The organism is Streptomyces sp. NPDC001843 (assembly GCF_042891955.1).
Classification (GTDB): domain Bacteria; phylum Actinomycetota; class Actinomycetes; order Streptomycetales; family Streptomycetaceae; genus Streptomyces.
In genome coordinates this window covers 1-18,549 of the sequence record NZ_JBIATQ010000005.1, presented here as the reverse complement: position 1 = coordinate 18,549, position 18,549 = coordinate 1, and the positions used below count along the sequence as shown (strand labels likewise).

Genomic DNA, 18,549 nt, shown 5'->3' with positions numbered 1-18,549 from the left:
CCGAGAGGACGACACATGAGCGGCAACCGCCCCGGCTTCCGCGCGCGGCTCGCGACGGCACTCACCGGCTCGCCGGACACCCCCCTGCTGTTCCTCGGCAACTTCGAGGTGGAGCAGCAATGGGCACGCGGCGAACACACACTGCCTCGGCTGTCGGCCGCGACGGCCAACGCCGTGGTCAACCACATGGACGAGTTCGCCCTGCTCATGGGCGGCGGATCCGACCACGTGGTGCTCAAGACCCGGCCGGACGACGACTACCTGGCCTTCCTCGACGGCCTCGGGGTGGAGCTGCCCAGGATCCACGTGGCCGGCCACCAGGACCCCCAGCGGACGGTGACCGAGGACGCCCTCGACGACCCGGCGCTCATCAAGGCCCTCTCCGGCCTGGCCGCCGACGGCTGCCGCATCACCGCGCACGGCATCTCCCAGCACGAACAGCGGCTGGCGGCGGCGACCGGACTGCCGCTCGCGGGACCGGACCCGGTGACGTGCAAGGCGGTCAACAGCAAGGTCTACAGCCGGCGGGTCGCCGACGAGCTCGGGTTGCGCCAGCCCAGGGGCTGGGCGTGCGAGACGCTCACCCAACTCGCGGACGCCTTCGCCGCCGCCACGGACGACACCGGCGCACGCCACGTGGTGAAGGAGGCGTTCGGCGTCTCCGGCAAGGGCATCGCCGTGCTGGAGAGCCGGCGTCGCTCCGACCGGATCCTCGGCATGCTGCGCAAGCAGGCGGAACGGTCCGGCAACGAGGCCGTCGCGTTCGTCGTCGAGGAGTGGGTGGCGAAACAGGCCGACCTGAACTACCAGTTCACGGTCTCCCGCGATGGGAGCGTGCATTTCGACTTCGTCAAGGAACAGCTCACCGAGGGCGGTGTCCACAAAGGGCACCGGATGCCCGCCCGCCTGTCGGCCGCGCAGCAGCACGTCGTACGCGACGCCGCCGACCGGCTCGGCAAGCGCCTGGCCGCCGACGGCTTCTTCGGCGTGGTCGGCGTGGACGCCATGGTCGACCCTGCGGGTGAGCTGTACCCGGTCGTGGAGATCAACGCCCGCAACAACATGTCGACCTACCAGGTCGGCTTGCAGGAGCGGTTCGTCACGGCCGGCCGGATCGCCGTCGCCCGCCACTACCCGCTGCGGCTCACCTCGCCCCTGCCGTTCGAGGAGACCCGGCGCCTGCTCGACGGGCTCCTGTTCGACACCTCCCGCGGCACCGGCCTCCTGGTCAACAACTACGCCACGGTCAACGCGGCCTTCCCCGACGGCGGGGAGCCGGCCGCGGGCACCGTCGACGGCCGTCTGTACGGGGTCGCCGTGGCGGACTCGGACGCCGGGATCGACGCGCTCGACGCGGAGATCACCGCTCGGCTCGCGACACGAAAGGACAAGGCGGCATGACCACGGAACCCGACGTCCAGGGGATCCCCCTCGTCGAGCTCGCGCAGACGTACGGCACCCCGATGTACCTGTACGACGGGGACGCGCTGGAGGGCCGCATGCGCGAGCTGCGCGAGGCCTTCGACCCCCGGCTGGAGATCTTCTTCTCGCTCAAGGCCAACCCCAACATCGCCATCTGCGCCTTGCTGCACGCTCACGGCGCACGCGCCGAGGTCTCCTCCCTGACCGAGTTGCTCACCGCGCGCCGGGCCGGGGTCGCCCCCGAGGACATCCTCTTCCTCGGGCCGGGCAAGAGCCGCGAGGAACTGGCCGCCTGTCTGGACGAGGACGTGGCCGCCGTCGTGTGCGAGTCGTTCCAGGAGCTCGCATCGATCGACGAGCTGGCCCGGGAACGCGGACGGCGTGCGCGCGTCGTCCTGCGCGTCAACCCGGCGTTCTCGGTGAAGGGCTCGGGCCTCACCATGGGCGGCAAACCGCGCCAGTTCGGCATCGACGAGGCCCAGTTGCTGGCCGACACCCGTCTCGCCCAGCGTTTCCCGCACGTCCGGCTGATCGGCGTACAGGTCTACATGGGCACCCGTATCCTCAGCGAGCGGTCCGTCGTCGACAACTCCGCGCGCATCTTCGAGCTCGCGGAACGCCTGTCGACCGCGCTCGGCTTCGAACTGGAACTCGTGGACATCGGCGGCGGGCTCGGGGTCGCCTACTTCGACGGCGAGCGCGACCTCGACCTGTCCCTGCTGGCGTCGGGGCTCAACCCGGTCGTGGCCGGCTTCGCCGACCGGCATCCGCACACCCGGCTGGTGATGGAACTCGGCAGGTACCTCACCGCCGAGGCCGGCACCTATGTGGTGCGTGTCCGGTACGTGAAGACCTCGCTCGGGGAGCGCTTCGCCGTCACCGACGGCGGCACCCACCACCACATGGCGGCGGTCGGGATCGGCTCCTTCGTGAAGCGGAACTTCCCGATGCGCCTGCTCAGCGGCTCCGCCGAGGCGACCGGCACGGAGCACTGGAACGTCACCGGGCCGCTGTGCACCCCGAACGACACGCTGGCGAAGAAGGCAGAACTGCCTCCGGTCCGCCCGGGCGACCTGCTCGGGGTGGACCGCTCGGGCGCCTACGGACCCACCGCCTCCCCCGTGCACTTCCTCAGCCACGGGTATCCCGCCGAAGTGCTCGTGGTCGACGGCCGCGCACATCTCATCCGTGAGCGCGACCGCCCCGACGACCTGCTGAGCAAGCAGCGGCTGCCGGAAGCCGTACTGACCGCGCGAGCCACCGCCTCCAACTGACCTGGAACACCACTGGAAGGACCGCCGACCATGACCGGACTGACCGCCACCGCCCGCGACCGGATCGTCACCGAGATCTCCGCGGCCCTCGGCGACGTCCTCGACTACGACCTGCCGGAGCTGACCGAGGACTCCCGGCTCTTCGACGAGCTCGGACTCGACTCGACGGGTGTCTTCGAGATGCTGATGCGGCTGGAGGAGTCGCTGGACATCGAGTTCGACACGGACTCACTGGAAATGGCGCACTTCGCGAGCGTGCGCTCCCTGGCCGATTTCATCGCCTCGGAAATGGGTGCCTGAGGATGACCGTGCAGTCCGCCCAGGCCCACGCCGGGGCGAGTCACTCCGGCGTGCTCCCGCTGCGGCTGGCCGGGGCCACACACCGCACGTTCCCCGAGGGGACGGCGCGGATCGACGATCCGTTCTCCCGGCGGCACTTCGCCGACCTGACCGCCCTGTACGGTGTCGTGCACCGCCCCGACGTCGCGGAACGGGGCTCGGGGAACACGTTCGCCGGCATGGCCGCGGCCCTGCTGGCCGACCTGGCCCCTGAGCCCACGGAGATCGACCTCGCCGTGGTCGCCCACGCCACCCCCGACCTCGACTGCCGGCTCGCCGCGGTCACCTGCCTGTCCGAGGTCATCCCCGGCCGGCCGCGGGTGTTCACCGTCGCGGACTGCGGTTCAGCCGCGCCCTTCGTCGCCCTGGAGCTGGCCGGCCGGTACGTCCGGCGCCACGGGTACCGCTCCGCCGCAGTGTTCGTCCTCGACCAGGCGACCCTGCCGTACGAGACCGGGCAATACCTCGCCGGCGACGCGGGAGCCGCCCTGCTGCTCACCGCCGACGGAGCGGCCGGGGAACTGTCGTTGCGCCGCACGTCCGGCGTGGCGTCGCAGGACGTGCGGGACCTGGTCCGGGACCTGCTGGACGACCTCGGCTGCGGCCCGGCGGCCCCGGTCGTCCTCGGCCCCGCCGTCGACGCCGCCCGCGACCTTCCCGGGCACACCGGGCGCCTGGTGCGGGCACCGGCCGGACTGCCGGCGTCGGGCGCGCTGTCCGTGCTGGCCGGCGAGGCACGGCGGATGCCGCACGACGACGACCGCCTCGCCCTCGTGGACCACGATCCGCAGACCGGCGAACTCAGCGTGTGCCTCCTGGACCGGAGAACGGTATGACCGTGCCCACGCGGGACGCCGCGCCCCCGTACGGCGGCGCCAGGACGCACGGCGGCGTCAGTCCACCCGGCGGCGCGGAGCTGATGGAACGCTGTCACCGTGCGGCCCGGCACGAGGGCCTCGCCCCGGCACTGGACGTGCTCTCCTCCGCCGTCCTACCGGGCCTGCTGCCGTGCGGCCCGGGCGGGCACGCCGTCGTCGCCGCATCGACCTACGCGCGGGCCGGGGCGGTCTGGACCGACGGGGTGCGCCACCCCCGCAGGCCCCACCTGGAGACGCCACTGGCCGAGGCCGACCTGCCGGGCGGCCCGGTCGTGATGCTGCGGGTCCCGCCACCCGAGGCCGCCGACGCCGACGCCGACCAGGAGGAACGCGCCGTCCTCGCCCTGGGGCTGGTGTGGCTGCGCCTAGGGCTCTCGGAGGCGTTGCGCGCGGCATGCGTCGGCCGTCTCGCGCGTCGGCGTTCCGGTGACGCGACCCTGCTGCAACAGCAGTTGGTGAAGGGAACGGTCGCCGACGTCCTGGTCGAACAACTGGAGATCCGTGCCGTCGTGACCGGGGCCGCGTCCGCCGACCTCGACCTGCCGATGCTGCACCACCTGCAACGGCGGATCACCGCGGCCGATCGCGAACAGGTCCGGCTGCTGGGCGCCTCGGGCTACCTCACCGACAGCCCCGGCATGACCGCCTACGTCTCGGAGCTGCTGGCCGAGGCCCACGCGGCGCACGAGGAGGGAACGTGAGCCACGTGGACCCCCGCCTGGCGGCCCTGCGGGGCCAGATGCGCGAGTGGGGCGCGGACCTGCGTCCGCTCGCCCTGGAGATCGACCGCGACCCGGAAGCCGTGCGCCACCACTTCGGCCTGCCCGCCGTACGCCACCTCGCGACGATGGGCATCCCCGCCGAGTACGGCCACGAGCCCGAGAAGATCGACGGGTACCGCTTCCACGGCGTATCGGCCCTGGAACGCGCCATCGTCATGGAGGAGTTGGCCTGCGCCGACGTCGGCACCCTGGTCGCCGCTCCCGGCCCGCTCCTCGCCGGAGTCGCCGTCGGCCTCTTCGCGGACGAGCAGCAGAAACGGTGGTTCTACGGCCGTATGCTCAGCGAGCCGCTGTGGACCTGCTTCGCCCTGACGGAGCCGGACGGCGGCTCGGACGCCGCGGCGCTGCGCAGCACCCTCACGCCGACCGCGGACGGCGCCCTGCTGAGCGGGGAGAAACGCTACGTCGGCAACGCCTCGCGCGCCCAGCTCGGCGTGGTGTTCGCCCGCAGCGGGCCGGGTCCGCTCGGCATCACCGCCGTGCTGGTCGACACCGCCGTGCCCGGGTTCCGCGCCGAGCCGCTCGACATGATCGGACTGCGCGGGGCCCGGATCAGCTCCATCGAGATGGACTGCGTACCGGTGCCGCAGGAGCGCTTCCTCGGCCGGCACCTTCCCTCGACCCGGCGCGGTGTGTGGGCGTTCGTCCAGACCTTCAACATGCTGCGCCCCGGCGTCGCCGCCATCGCGGTCGGCATCGCCCGCGCCGCCGTCGAGTACGTCACCACTCATCGCCGTACGCTGCGCACGGCGGAGCGCGAGAAACTCGCCGACCTGGGCCGCCGCGTCGACGCGGCACGGCACCTGGTGCACCACGCCGCCGCCGCCGTCGACGCCCGCGGCACCGACGGCCACCTGGCCTCGGCCGCCAAGCTGCGGACCGCCCGCCTGGCCGAGGAGGCCACCATGGCGGCCTGCGCGTTCTTCGGGCCGGGCGCACGCCTGGACCATCCGCTGCTGGACAAGCTCGCCCGCGATGCCCGAGCGATGGAATTCCTCGAAGGCACCGCCAACATGCAGAAGCTCAACCTTTTCCAGGGACTGCTCGGCGGAAAGGTCGAGCGCACCCGGCCGCCCGTCGCCGCGCGCTGAAACGCGCGGGTGCGTCAGCGGCGGATCAGCCCGCCGTCAGGACACGGCGGAAACATGAACTCATCGTTCTCGGTCGATCCGAGCACGTCATTGTCTGAAGAGGTGGACATTCATGGTGAAGCCGTCTCCGGCTTTCGCAGTGATCCCCGGCGCGCAGGTCCATGCCGCCCTATCCGGCCGCGAGAAACAGGTCGTGGAGATCGTCGAGGACGCCTACCGGCTCCACGGCACGGGACGGACCGTCAATCCGCCCTCCTATTTCCTGCGCTTTCCCGACCGGCCCGACGCGCGCATCATCGCGCTGCCCGCCTCCTGCGGCGGGGACATCGGTGTGGACGGCATCAAGTGGATATCCAGTTTCCCGGCCAACATCCGGTCCGGACTGCCACGCGCCTCCGCCGCGCTCCTGCTGAACGACCCCGCGACGGGTTATCCGTTCGCCTGCATGGAGGGGTCGATCATCAGCGCGGTCAGGACGGCCGCGTCCGCCGCGCTCGCCGCGGACTGGCTGTCGCGCGACCGGCCCCGTCCGCGCCGGCTCGGCATCGTGGGGACGGGTCTCATCGCCCGCTATCTCCACACCTTCCTGGCCGCCACGGGCTGGGATTTCGACGAGGTGGGCGTCCACGACCTGCGGGCCGAGTACGCGCACGAATTCCGCTCCTGCCTGGAGCGATCCGGCGAGACGGCTCCCATCACCGTCCACGACGACCCCGAGGACCTGCTGCGCTCCTGTGACCTCGTGCTCTTCGCCACCGTCGCCGGCCGGCCGCACGTCACCGATCCCGAGTTGTTCGCACACCGGCCGCTCGTCCTGCACATATCGCTGCGCGACCTCTCCCCCGAGATCATCCTGCGGTCGGCCAACATCGTCGACGACATCGAGCACTGCCTGAAGGCCGACACCTCGGTCCACCTCGCCGAACAGCACTCGGGCGGCCGGCAATTCATCACCGGCACCCTGTACGACGTCATGACCGGGACGTTACGCCCCGACCCCTCGGTGCCCCTGGTCTTCTCCCCCTTCGGACTCGGCGTCCTGGACCTCGCGGTCGCCAAGTACGTCCACGATCTGATCCACGACGCCGGCGAACTCCGCGTCGTCGACGGTTTCTTCCACGAACTGGACCGCTACGGACAGCGGCAGACCACAGCCGACTGAGCACCTGGGGATCGGGCGGGAGTAGACGCATGCCAGTCATCACGACGCCGCAGGAGTTCGACGTCGACGACCTTTTCGTCGACGTCCGGCGGATCACCGGGCATCCGCTGTATCTGAAATGTGAGGGATTCAATTTCGCGGGCTCGGTCAAACTGCGGGCCGCGAACGAGATGGTGGATTCCGCTGAGCGCACCGGAGTGCTGCGCCCGGGCATGACCATCGTCGAGAGCTCGTCCGGAAACCTGGGCGTGGCCCTCAGCCTCGTCGCCGTCAGCCGGGGCTACGGCTTCGTCTGCGTCACCGACTCACGCTGTACGCAGGCCTCCCGACGGCTGATGCAGCGGCTGGGCGCCGAGGTCCGGATCGTCTCCCGCCCCCATCCGCAGCGGGGACTGCTCGGTGCGCGCCTGGAGCTGGTGAACCGGCTGTGCGCGGAGCACGACGACTTCCACTGGCTGAACCAGTACGCAAACGACGGCAACTGGACCGCGCACTACCAGACGACCGGGCCGCAGATCGCCAAGGCCTTCCCCGACCTCGACGTGCTCTTCGTCGGGGCGGGCACCACCGGGACGCTGATGGGATGCGCCCGTTTCTTCCATGAGAACAACCCGTCGGTGACCATAGTCGCCATCGACGCCGTCGGTTCGGTCAACTTCGGTGGCGAGCCGGCCCCCCGCTTCATCCCCGGCCTCGGCACCAGCGTCCGGCCGGCCCTGCTGGACGACTCCTTCGTCGACGACGTCGTGATCGTGCCCGAGACCGACACCGTCCGCGCCTGCCGGGCTCTGCTGCGCGAGGGCTTCCTGCTCGGCGGTTCGACCGGGACGGTGCTCAGCGGCGCCGTCCGCTGGCTGCGCGAGAACCGTCCCGGCGGTGACCTGACCGCGGTCGCCATCGCGCCGGACCTCGGTGAGCGCTATCTGGACACCGTCTACGACGACGCGTGGGTGCAGGACGTCTACGGCGCCGGCGTACTCGCCAACGCCACGACCGCCCCCGCCACGACCGGCTCCGCCGCGCCCGTCTCCGAGCCGCTCGGCCACGGCGGCCCCGTCCCGGACCGCGGCGCACCGGCCCTCCCCCACCCCGACCCGACCCCGGACACCCCCGCCGATCCCGCCACGGTCGGCCCGACCTCCTCTGGGAGCCTGTGATGACTTCGACGCCGGGCGCCGCACTGGCGCTGACCGCGGGCCAGTTGGAGATCTGGCTCGACGTGAGGGACGTGGGCCGGAGCAACGCCCACAACTCCGCCGGGTACCTCGACATCCGTGGCCCGCTCGACGCGAAGCGCTTCCGGACCGCGCTGGGCCGCCTCGTCGACGAGGCCGAGTGCCTGCGGGCCCGCTTCACCGACAGCGACGGCGAGCCGCACCAGTACATCGAGCCGCTCGCCGAGCCGCCACTGGCCGAGATCGACGTGCGGGCCGCGGCGGACCCCGCCGCCGCCGCCCTCACGTGGATGCGTGAGGACCTCGCCGTCCCTCTCGGGCTCGACGACTTCCCGCTGATGCGCAGCGCGCTGCTCACCGTCGCCCCGGACCGCGCCTTCTTCTACCTGTGCGTGCACCACCTGCTGTGTGACGGCTTCAGTCAGACCGTCCTGTGGCGCCGGCTCGCCGAACTGTACGCGGCGGGCCCGGACGGCACCGCCGCCGACGGGGCGCTGCCGCCGCTGAGTGAACTGGTCGACGCCGAGACGGCCTACCGCGAGTCCGGACGCGCCCGGCGCGACGCCGAGTTCTGGCAGCACCGCTTCCCCGAGCAGCCGGAACCGGTCACCCTGTCCCGTCGGGAGCCCACGGCCGGCCTGCCCAGCGGGTTCCTGCGCCGCTCCGCCGTCCTGTCCGCGCGGGCCGCGCGGCAGCTGCGGGAGAGCGCGCGCCGGTCGGAGGTCACCTGGCCCACCGTGGCCATGGCCGCCGTCGCCGTGTACACCCAGCGGACGGCGGGCACCGAGGAGGTCCTGCTCACCCTGCCGGCCACCGCCCGGTTGAGCGCCCGGCAGCGGGCCGTGCCCGGCATGATGGCCAACTACCTGCCCCTGCGGGTGCCCGTGCGGCCCACCCTGACCAAGGCGGAGCTGCTGCGGCTCACCTCCCGTGAACTCGCGCAGGCCCTGCGGCACCAGCGCCACCGGGTCAGCGCCATCCGCCGCGACATGGGCCTGCGCAGCGACGACCGCCGTCCGTTCGGACCGTTCGTCAACCTGCTGCCCCAGCAGACCGGACTGGACCTCGGCCCGTGCACGGCGCAGGTGCACAACCTGTCCACCGGACTCGTCGACGACGTGATGGTCACCCTCGTAGAGGCTCCCGGCGGTGGCATCGAGATCCACCTCAACGGCAACCCGGACCGTTACACGGAGGCCGAGACCGAACAGCACCTCGCCCGGCTCACCGCGTTCGTCGAGCGGTTCGCCGCGGCCGGCGGCGAGCAGCGCGTCGGCGGCCTGGACGTGCCCGGGGACGGCACCCGGGAGGAGGACGCGGCTTGGCTGCGCACCGCCACCGGCCCCGAGCGCACTGCGGACTTCACGTGCGTCGTCGAGCGGATCCGTGAGCAGGCCGTCCGGCGTCCCGACGCGGTGGCCGTCGCGGAGGACGGCGCCCGTACCACGTACGCATCCCTCGTGGGCCGTGCCTCGGCGCTCTCCCGTTCCGTCCCCGCCACCGGTCTCGTCGGTGTACTCGCCGCTCCCGGCGCCGGGTTCGTGGCCTCGGTACTCGCCGTCATCGGCGCCGGCGCCGCCTACGTGCCGCTGGACCCCAACGCCCCCGTCGCCAGGACCGCCGCCCTGCTCACCGACAACGGCATAGGCTGCCTGATCGCCGACGCTCCGCACCGGGCCCTGGCGGAGGAGGCCGCCGCGGCCACCGCTCACCCCGTGCGGATCGTGACTCCCGAGAGCGGCGAGGACCCGGCTGACGGGCTGGCGCCGCTCGTCGGCGCTCCGCAGGACCTGGCCTACGTGATCTTCACCTCCGGCTCCACGGGCCGCCCCAAGGGCGCCATGGTGCACCGGGCGGGCATGGTGAACCACCTGCTCGCCAAGGTCGACGACCTGGCGCTGACCGAGCGGGACACGCTCGTGCAGAACGCCCCCGTCACCTTCGACATCTCCGTCTGGCAGATGCTCGCCCCGCTCGTCGTCGGCGGCCGGGTGCGTGTCGTCGGCCGGGACACCGCCGCCGATCCCGGCCTGCTGTTCCCGCTGGCCGCGGCCGAGGACGTGACCGTGCTGGAGGTCGTCCCGTCCCTGCTGCGCGCGGCACTCGACGCCTGGGACCTCGCCGGCAGCGACGTGGATCTGCCCGCCCTGCGCAGGCTGATCGTGACCGGTGAGGCCCTGCCCGCCGACCTGTGCCGGCGCTGGCTCGCCCGCTGCCCGGCAACCCCCCTCGTCAACGCCTACGGGCCCACCGAGTGCTCCGACGACGTGACCCACGCGCACATCCGCCACACCCCGGCCGCCGACGGGCCCGTCCCGATCGGCACCCCCGTGCGCAACACCCGCCTGTACGTGCTCGGCGACGACCTGCGACCCGTGCCGCACGGCACACCGGGCGAACTGTACGTCGCGGGCACCGGCGTCGGCCGGGGCTACCTCGCCGATCCGGCCCGCACGGCGGGCACCTTCGTCGCCGATCCGTTCGGTGGTGCGGGCTCCCGGATGTACCGCACCGGCGACCGCGTGCGCTGGAACGAGAGCGGTGAACTGGTTTTCCTGGAGCGCAGGGACCACCAGGTGAAGATCCGCGGCCACCGCATCGAGCTCGGCGAGATCGAGCACGCCCTGCGCCGCCACCAGGGTGTGGCCGACGCCGTGGTCACGGTGACCGCCGACACCTCCGGCGGCAGACATCTCACGGGCTACTGCGTCCCACGCGAGGGCACCGGCCCCGACGCCGCCCAGGTCCGCGCGCACCTGGCGGCGACGCTCCCGGAGTACATGGTGCCGGCGCACCTGATGCTCCTGGAGTCGCTCCCGCTCACCGCGCACGGCAAGGTCGACCGCAAGGCGCTGCCGCTGCCGCACACCGGCCGCGGGGTCCCCGCGCAGTCGCCCGGCGCGCCGCGGTCCCGGGGCGAGGAGATCCTGTGCGCCGTCTTCGCGGAGATCCTCGGCGTGCCCGGCGCCGGTGTCGACGACAACTTCTTCGAACTGGGCGGTGACAGCATCACCGCCATCCAGGTGGTCGGCCACGCCCGCAAGGCCGGCCTGGCCGTCACCCCGCTGCTGATCCGCAAGCACGGCACCCCGCGGGCCATCGCCGCCGCCGCTCCGGCCGACGGGCCCGCCCGTCCGGTCGTCGGCCAGGACGGCACCGGCGAGATCGAACTCGGCCCCATCGCCCACCAGTTGCGCGAGGACCTGGCCGCTCTTGACGAACGCTCCCGGGAGTACAGCCAGTACGTCGTCCTCGTCACCCCCGCCGGCCTGAGCCTCGACGCCCTGCGCGGCGCGGTCGACGCCCTTCTCGACCGGCACGCCGCGCTGCGCACGCGGCTCACGGTGCCCGCCGAGGGACTGTGGTCACTGGAGGCGCTGCCGCCGGGGGCGGTACGCGCCGCCGACGTGGTGCACCGCGTCGACGTCTCCCATCTCGCCGACGACCCGGAGGCCACGGCCGCCGCCGTCCGCGAGCAGACCGGCCTCGCCCGTGGCCGGCTCTCCCCGGACACCGGCTCCGTGACCCAGCTGGTCCTGCTGGACGCCGGACCGGGCCGGACCGGTCGCCTGGTGTGGCTCACCCACCATCTGTGCGTGGACGGCGTTTCCTGGCGTGTCCTCGTCTCCGACCTCGCCGCCGCCGTCGCGGGCGACGCCCCCGCCCCAGTCCCCACCTCCTACCGCGAGTGGACGAAGCTGCTGGGCGAACAGGCCCGCACCGCTGACCGGGTGGCCGAGTTCCCGCTGTGGTCCGAACAGCTCAGCGGCGGCACACCGCCCCTCGGCGACCGCGCGCTGGACCCGCTCCGCGACGTCTACGGCACCGCGCACCGGCTGCGCCTGGAACTGGACACCGACACCACGGCCGCCCTGCTGTCCTGCGTCCGCGGTGTCTACGACGGTGAGATCAACGACCTGATGCTCACCGCCCTCGGCATCGCGGTCGCCGACTGGCGTCGCCGCCGCGTCGGGGACGACACGCCCACGACCCTGGTCGAAATGGAGGGTCACGGCCGGGAGCAGTTCGCCGACGACGTCGACATCTCCCGCACGGTCGGCTGGTTCACCAGCGTCTACCCCGTGCTGCTCGGGCTCGGCGAAACGGTGGACTGGGACGATCTCTGGGCCGGTGGCGACAGTGTCGGCACCGCGGTCCGCGAGGTGCAGCGGCGGTTGCGCGTGCTGCCCGACCACGGCCTCGGCTTCGGCCTGCTGCGCCACCTCAACCCGCAGACGCTCTCGGCGCTCGCCCGCCGAGGTGTGCCCGAGATCGGCTTCAACTACCTCGGACGCTTCCGGACCGACGCCCCGAGCGGCGACTGGTCACTGGTGACCGAGGACGCCGTCGTCGGCACCGGCGTCCACCCCCGTATGCCGCTGCGGCACGTCCTCGCCGTCACCCCGGTCACCGAGGACCGCGCGGACGGTCCGTACCTGGTCGCGGACTGGATCTGGGCGGCGGACCTGTTCGCGGACGCCGACGCCGAGGACATCGCGCGCACCTGGTTCCGCGCGCTGGAGACCCTTGTCCGGCACGCCGAGGAGCGCGGGCCCCGCGACGAAGTGCTGCCCCTGTCCCCGCTGCAGAAGGGCCTGCTCGTCCAGGCCGAACTCGACCGGCACGGCACGGACACCTATCTGCTGCAGGTCGTCCTCGACGTCGAGGGCCCGTTCGACGCCGTCACGTTCCGCGCCGCGGCCGACGCGTTGCTGGCCCGGCACCCGGGGTTGCGTGTGTGCTTCCCCGAGGCGCCGCCGGAGGAGGAGCCCGTGCAGGCCGTGGCGGGCCACGTCGGCACGCCGTGGACCGAAGTCGACCTCACCGGGCCGGCCGACGAGGCCGAGCGGGAGGCCGAGACGGCCCGGCTGACCGACGCCGACTGGGAGCGCGGCTTCGACCTGACGACCGCTCCGCTCCTGCGCTTCACCGCGATCCGGCTCCCCGGGGAGCGGGTACGGCTGCTGTGGACCCTGCACCACCTCGTGGCGGACGGCTGGTCGATGGGCGTCCTGGCCCGCGAACTGTTCACCCTCTACGCGGCCGGCGCCGACGCCTCCGTGCTGCCGCCCGCGCCGTCCTACCGCGACTACTTCGCCTGGCTCGCGGTCCAGGACACGGAGGCGGCCCGCACCGCCTGGCGCACCGCGCTGGACGGGGTCACCGAGCCCACCCGCCTGTCCACCGTGGAACGGCCCGGCGCCTCCCTGCTCCCCGAGTCGATCTCGTACGAGCTGCCAGAGGACCTGACCGCGCAGCTCACGTCCTGGGCCCGCGGGCAGAACGTCACCCTGAACACGGTGCTCCAGGCATGCTGGGCGGTCGTCCTCGGCCGCCGTACCGGACGTTCCGACGTCGTGTTCGGCGCGGTGAGCTCGGCCCGGCCACCGGAACTCCCCGGCGTCGAGGGCATGGTGGGGCTCTTCCTGAACATGCTGCCGGTGCGTGCGGAACTCGACCCGGCCGAGCCGTTCGCCGACCTGGTGCAGCGCCTCTACGCCCAGCAGAACGACCTGCTGGAACACCACCACCTCGGGCTGTCCGAGGTACAGCAACTCGCGGGCCTCGGTGACCTGTTCGATACCGTGTTCAGCTTCCAGAACCAGCCCCGGGCCGACCTGGCCGAGCTCAACGCGCTCGTCCCCCACCTGCGTCTGGGCAACGGCACCACCCGGCTGGCCGCCGAGCGCGGTCTCGCGGTCCTGGTGTACCCGGGCCGCCGGCTGACGGTGAACGTCCAGTACCGTCCCAGCGCTCACGAGCGCCACGCCGTCGAGGAGACACTCGACCACCTGGCGGACGTCATACGGACCCTGCTCGCCCGGCCCCGGACGCCCGTCGGACGGCTGGCCCTGCACGCATCCGCCGCACAGGACCGCGTCGTGCGCGAGTGGGGCGGCCGTGCCTCGGACGCCCCGGGGACCGTCGTCCCCGCCCTGTTCCAGGCACGGGTGGCCGAGGATCCGCAGGCCGTGGCCGTCGTGTCGGGGGACACCGAGGTGACTTACGGCGAGCTGGACGACCGGGCCAACCGGCTGGCCCGCCTGCTGCTGGCCCGCGGCGCGGGACCGGAGCGGATCGTCGCCCTGGCCCTGCCGGACCCGGTGGAGATGACGGCGGCCGTGCTCGCCGTGCTCAAGGCGGGTGCCGCCTACCTGCCGATCGACCCGAAGTATCCGGCCGACCGCATCGCCTTCATGCTCTCCGACAGCGCTCCCTCGACCCTGGTGACCACCGAGGAGCTGGCGGCGCGGCTGCCCGGGGGCGGTTGCGACGTCGTGGTCCTCGACGAGCCCGGGACCGCCGGGGCACTCGCCGGCCTGCCCGGTCACGCACCCGAGGACACCGACCGGCCCAGGGCGCTGCGGCCCCGGCACCCCGCCTACGTCATCTACACCTCCGGCTCGACCGGGCGGCCCAAGGGCGTCATGGTCGACCACGCGGGCTTCGCCGCCATGGTGGCCAGTCTCATCAAGAAGTTCGGTGCCGACTCCGGTACCCGCGTCCTGAAGTTCGCCTCGTTCAGCTTCGACGCGTCGGTGTGGGAGCTGAGCCTCTCCCTGCTCGCCGGCGGCACCCTGGTCGTGGCCGACGAGGAGTGCCGGGTTCCGGGCAGGCCGCTGGTCGACCTGCTGCACCGGCAGCGGGTCAACCTCGCCGGGCTCCCGCCGGTCGTCGTCGGCGCCCTGCCCGAGGGCACCCGGCTGCCCGACGACCTCACCCTGGTCGTCGCCGGCGAGGCCTGCCCGCCGCACGTCGTGGAGCGTTGGTCGGGCCAGGTGAGGATGTTCAACGGCTACGGGCCCACCGAGGCCGTGCTCGCCTCCACGGTCAGCGACCCGCTGCACGGCACCGGACACCCGCCCATCGGCCGGCCCACCGCGGCCCACCGCGTCTACGTCCTGGACGACGCCCTGCGCCCGGCACCGCCCGGCGTGGTCGGCGAACTCTACGTCGGCGGCAACCTCGCCCGCGGCTATCTGCACCGGCCCGGACTGACCGCGAAACGGTTCGTGGCCGACCCGTACGGGCCCACGGGTGCCCGCATGTACCGCACGGGCGACCTGGCCTGCTGGCACCCCGACGGACAGCTGCACTACGCCGGCCGGGCCGACGACCAGGTACAGCTGCGCGGCTTCCGTATCGAACTCGGTGAGATCGAGTCCGAACTCGTCGCCCAGCCGGAGGTGCGTCAGGCGGCCGCAGTCGTACACGGCGCACCCGGCCGGGAAGACCGCCTGGTCGCCTATGTCGTACCTGTGACGCCCGGTGGAGCGGATGGGACGGTGCTCCGGGAGCGCGTCGCCCGGGCGCTGCCCGAGTACATGGTGCCCGCCGTGATCGTGAGCCTCGACGAACTCCCCCTCACCCCGCAGGGGAAGCTGGACCGCAGGGCGCTGCCCGACCCGGAGGAGGCCCGCACACGCCGCGGCCGGGCCCCCCGCACCCCGGTCGAGGAGATCCTCTGCGGCATCTTCGCCGACGTCCTCCAGATGCCCGAGGTCGGCGTCGACGACGACTTCTTCGAGCTGGGCGGCCACTCCCTGCTCGCCACCAGGGTGGTGAGCCGCGCCCGGTCGGCGCTCCTTGCCGAACTGCCGATCCGTGCTCTGTTCGAGGAGCGCACCGTGGCCGGTGTCGCCGCACACCTCGGCACCGGTGACACCGTGCGCCCCGCACTGCGCAGGGCCCCGCGCGACGGCGCCTCCGGGCACCTGCCGCTGTCCTTCACCCAGACCCGGCTGTGGTTCCTCAACCGGCTCGAGCAGGGCTCCGCCGCCTACAACGTTTCCTTCGCGGTGCGGTTGTCGGGTGAGCTGGACGTGGCGGCGCTGGACGCGGCGCTGGCGGATGTGGTGGGGCGGCACGAGAGTCTGCGGACGGTGTTCCCGGACGTGGACGGGGAGCCGCGGCAGGTGGTGCTGGACGCGGGTGAGGTGTGGCGCGGCCTGGACGTGCGGGAGGTCGCCGCCGAAGAGGTGGCGTCCGCGTCGGCCGCGCAGGCCGGGCGTGGCTTCGATCTGACCGCCGAGATCCCCGTCCGCGCGTACCTGTACCGCACCGCACCGCAGCAACACCTCCTCCAGCTCGTCGTGCACCACATCGCCTGGGACGGCTGGTCGGTCGCACCCCTCGTCCGTGACGTGTCGCGGGCGTACGCGGCGCGGTGTGCGGGTGATGCGCCGCGATGGGCGGCGTTGCCGGTGCAATACGCCGATTTCGCGGTGTGGCAGCGGGAGTTGCTGGGCGACGAGACGGATGGAGCCAGCGTGGTGGCACGTCAGCTCGAGTTCTGGCGCGAGCGGCTGGCGGGACTGCCGGAGGAGCTGGCGCTGCCGTTCGACCGGTCGCGGCCGGCGGTGATGTCCCATCGCGGCGGGACGGTTCCCTTCCGGCTGGGCGCACGGGCGCACGGGGCCCTGGTGCGGCTGGCACGGGAGTCGGGTGCCTCGGTGTTCATGGTGCTGCAGGCCGCCCTGGCCGCGCTGCTGTCGCGGTTGGGCGCCGGAGAGGACGTCCCGATCGGCTCCCCGGTGGCGGGCAGGCTGGACGACGCCCTGGACGAGCTGGTGGGCTGCTTCATGAACACCCTGGTGCTGCGGACCGACGTGTCGGGCGACCCGTCCTTCCGCGAACTCCTCGACCGCACCCGAGAGACTGCCCTGGCGGCGTACGCCCATCAGGACATGCCGTTCGAGCGGCTGGTCGAGGTCCTGGACCCGGTGCGTTCGATGGGCCGCAATCCCCTGTTCCAGGTCATGCTCGTACTGCAGAACAACGAGCAGGCTCAGCTCCAACTCCCCGGTGTGCAGGCGGTGTTCGAGCCACCCGCGGTCGATTCGGTGAAGTTCGACCTGAACTTCTTCGCCGTCGAGCAGCACGCCGAGGACGGCGCTCCCGGCGGTCTCGAGGGGTTCCTGGAGTTCAGCGCGGACGTGTTCGAGGAGTCGACGGCGGCCTCGGTCGCCGGGCGCCTGGTGCGGCTGCTGGAGCAGGTGGCGGACGATCCCGACGTGCCGGTGGGCCGGATCGAGGTGCTGTCCGACGACGAACGCCACCGCATCCTCGTCGAGTGGAGCGGCGCCTCGGGTGGTGACCCCCTGACCGACGTGCCGGCCCTCTTCGAGGCGCAGGTCGCGCGGACGCCGGAGGCGGTCGCGGTGGTCTGCGGTGACACGGAGCTGACGTACCGGGAGGTGAACGCGCGGGCCAACCGGCTGGCACGGTATCTGATCGGGCTGGGCGTGGGCCCGGAGCGGCTGGTGGCGCTGGCGCTGCCGCGCTCCGAGCAGATGGTGGTGGCCCTGCTGGCGGTGCTCAAGTCCGGCGCCGCCTACCTCCCCGTCGACCTGGCCTATCCGGCGGAGCGCATCGCGCTCATGCTCGGCGACGCCCAGCCGGCGCTCCTGGTGACCGACACCGCGACCGCCGGGGCCGTGCCCGGCACGGGCGTGCCCCGGCTGCTGCTGGACGACACCGGGGACGGACGGCCCTGGGCGCAACTGTCCGACGCCGGGGTCACCGATGCGGAGCGCGGCGCCCGGCTGCTGCCGGAGCACCCCGCCTTCGTCATCTACACCTCCGGCTCCACAGGCCGGCCCAAGGGCGTCACCGGACTGCACCGGGCGCTGGTGAACCGGCTCACCTGGTTCGCGGAGGAGTTCCCGGAGCAGCGCACGGCGGCCGTCCTCGCCAAGTCGCCGGTCAGCGTCATCGACGGCATCACCGAACTGCTGGGCCCGCTGCTGTCCGGCGGATCGACGGTCCTGGTCGACGCCGACACGGCCCGCAGCGTCCCCGGACTCGCGGACGCCGTGGTCCGGCACGGCATCGCGCGGCTCACCGTCGTACCCAGCCTGCTGCAAGCCTTCATCGACAGCGGCGAACTGCCCCGCATGTCCGGTTGCTCGGTGTGGATCTGCAGCGGGGAGCAGCTCCCCGCCGCCACCCTCGCCCGGTTCCGGGAGTGCCTGCCCTCCGCACGGCTCGTCAACTTCTACGGCGCCTCGGAGGTCGGCGCGGTCGCGACCCACGGCGACGACCACGACGTCACCCTCGGCACGGCCACGCTCATCGGTCGTCCGATCTGGAACACGGGTGTGTTCGTGCTGGACGGGGGGTTGCGTCCGGTGCCGGTGGGCGTCGCGGGCGAACTGTACCTGTCGGGAGCGGGAGTGGCCCGCGGCTACGTGGACCGGCCCGGGCTGACCGCAGCACGCTTCGTGGCCAGCCCCTTCGGACCGGCCGGAGCACGCATGTACCGCACCGGTGACGTCGTGCGATGGACCCCGGACGGCCGGCTGGTGTTCCTGGGCCGCGCCGACGAACAGGTGAAGGTACGCGGCTTCCGGGTGGAACCGGGCGAGGTGGAAGCAGCCCTGCTGGCACACCCCTCGGTACAACGGGCGGTCGTGGTCGCCCGCAC

General features: G+C 72.7%; 9 protein-coding genes. All 9 read left to right on the top strand.

Annotated features, from left to right (window positions below; translation table 11 throughout):
- Nucleotides 1–15 precede the first annotated feature (15 nt).
- The gene (locus tag ACFYZQ_RS14265; RefSeq protein WP_389146301.1) at nt 16–1,401 is read left to right on the top strand and encodes an ATP-grasp domain-containing protein; all 1,386 of its coding nucleotides are present in this window, start codon (nt 16–18) and stop codon (nt 1,399–1,401) included.
- A complete protein-coding gene (gene lysA, locus ACFYZQ_RS14260) occupies nt 1,398–2,696 on the top strand; it encodes a diaminopimelate decarboxylase (RefSeq protein WP_389146298.1) in 1,299 nt (432 codons plus the stop codon). Before ACFYZQ_RS14265 ends, lysA begins: the two co-directional genes overlap by 4 nt.
- Nucleotides 2,697–2,726: 30 nt before the next feature.
- Complete coding sequence (locus tag ACFYZQ_RS14255; RefSeq protein ID WP_389146295.1) at nt 2,727–2,996, top strand: acyl carrier protein; 270 nt, start codon at nt 2,727–2,729, stop codon at nt 2,994–2,996.
- Between the two features lie 2 nt (nt 2,997–2,998).
- Nucleotides 2,999–3,871, top strand: coding sequence for a hypothetical protein (locus tag ACFYZQ_RS14250; protein WP_389146292.1), 873 nt, complete (start codon nt 2,999–3,001; stop codon nt 3,869–3,871).
- Entirely contained in the window at nt 3,868–4,614 is a 747-nt protein-coding gene (locus ACFYZQ_RS14245) for a hypothetical protein (RefSeq protein ID WP_389146290.1), read from the top strand. Before ACFYZQ_RS14250 ends, ACFYZQ_RS14245 begins: the two co-directional genes overlap by 4 nt.
- Nucleotides 4,611–5,786: an acyl-CoA dehydrogenase family protein gene (locus ACFYZQ_RS14240; RefSeq protein WP_389146287.1), complete on the top strand. Its 1,176-nt coding sequence runs from the start codon at nt 4,611–4,613 to the stop codon at nt 5,784–5,786. Before ACFYZQ_RS14245 ends, ACFYZQ_RS14240 begins: the two co-directional genes overlap by 4 nt.
- A 112-nt stretch (nt 5,787–5,898) precedes the next feature.
- On the top strand, nt 5,899–6,948 hold the full coding sequence (gene sbnB / locus ACFYZQ_RS14235; RefSeq protein ID WP_389146284.1) for a 2,3-diaminopropionate biosynthesis protein SbnB: 1,050 nt from the start codon (nt 5,899–5,901) through the stop codon (nt 6,946–6,948).
- Between the two features lie 29 nt (nt 6,949–6,977).
- Nucleotides 6,978–8,105 carry a 2,3-diaminopropionate biosynthesis protein SbnA gene (sbnA, locus tag ACFYZQ_RS14230; RefSeq protein WP_389146282.1) on the top strand — a complete coding sequence of 376 codons (1,128 nt, stop codon included), beginning with the start codon at nt 6,978–6,980 and terminating at the stop codon, nt 8,103–8,105.
- A partial coding sequence (locus ACFYZQ_RS14225; RefSeq protein ID WP_389146279.1) for an amino acid adenylation domain-containing protein occupies nt 8,105–18,549 on the top strand: 10,445 nt, incomplete at its 3' end. The genes sbnA and ACFYZQ_RS14225, both read left to right, overlap by 1 nt.